The organism is Melaminivora alkalimesophila, assembly GCF_000282995.1.
Classification (GTDB): Bacteria; Pseudomonadota; Gammaproteobacteria; order Burkholderiales; family Burkholderiaceae_C; genus Melaminivora; species Melaminivora alkalimesophila.
The window spans coordinates 1-750 of sequence record NZ_ALEE01000787.1; the positions used below are offsets into that span (position 1 = coordinate 1).

Annotated in this window: 1 protein-coding gene and 1 pseudogene; both read left to right on the forward strand. The window is 74.0% G+C overall.

The genetic code is table 11. The features are described from left to right. Positions 1–315 (forward strand): annotated as a pseudogene (locus tag A612_RS17450) (molybdenum cofactor guanylyltransferase MobA); the annotation flags it as partial. Positions 316–382: 67 nt separating this feature from the next. Next, on the forward strand, positions 383–709 hold the full coding sequence (locus tag A612_RS15215; protein WP_019375297.1) for a thioredoxin family protein: 327 nt from the start codon (positions 383–385) through the stop codon (positions 707–709). Positions 710–750 lie beyond the last annotated feature (41 nt).

Below are 750 nucleotides of genomic sequence, written 5' to 3' on the forward strand. Positions count from 1 at the left end.
GCCGCCGCCACCGAGGCCGGTGCGCCACTGGCCATGGCGGCCGCGCCCGACCCCGACGCGCTGGAGGGCGGCACGGCGCCGCTGCGCACGCAACCGGTCTTCTGCCTGATGCACGTGCGGCTGCAGGGGGAGCTGGAGCGGTTCCTGCGTTCTGGCGGGCGGCGTGTGCAGCAGTGGAGCCGCCGGTACGGCTGCGCCATCGCCGCCTTCGACCAACCGCAGGACGACCCGCGCGCCTTCGCCAACGCCAACACGCCCGGGGAGCTGCAGGCCCTGCACCAACCCGCGCCGGTAAGCGCACGGCCACGCCGCTGACGCCGCCCGGCACGGGCGCCTGCTAAGCTGGCCCGCAATCGCTCCCACCCGCTCTCCAGGAGTCCTCATGCCCTACACCGCCACCCACCTCGAAACCCCGCCGACGCGCGACGCCGTGGACGCGCTGCGCGGCGCCGCCGTGCTGGAATTCGGCACCGCCTGGTGCGGCCATTGCCAGCGCGCCCAGCCGCTGATCGAGCAGCTTCTGGAAGACCAGCCGCAGGTCGAGCACATCAAGGTGGAAGACGGTCCCGGCCGCCCCCTGGGGCGCAGCTACCGCGTCAAGCTCTGGCCGACGCTGGTGTTCCTGCAGGACGGTCAGGAAGTCGCCCGGGTGGTGCGCCCCGAGAGCGCCCAGCAGCTGCAGGACGCCCTGGCGCGGCTGCGCACCTAGGCGGCCAGTGCGCCTTCGTCGATGCCGAGCACGCCCTCGAC

Bases quoted from the DNA above. Each gene is read 5' to 3' on its own strand.
- A612_RS15215 (WP_019375297.1), top strand. From the start codon at position 383: ATGCCCTACACCGCCACCCACCTCGAAACCCCGCCGACGCGCGACGCC.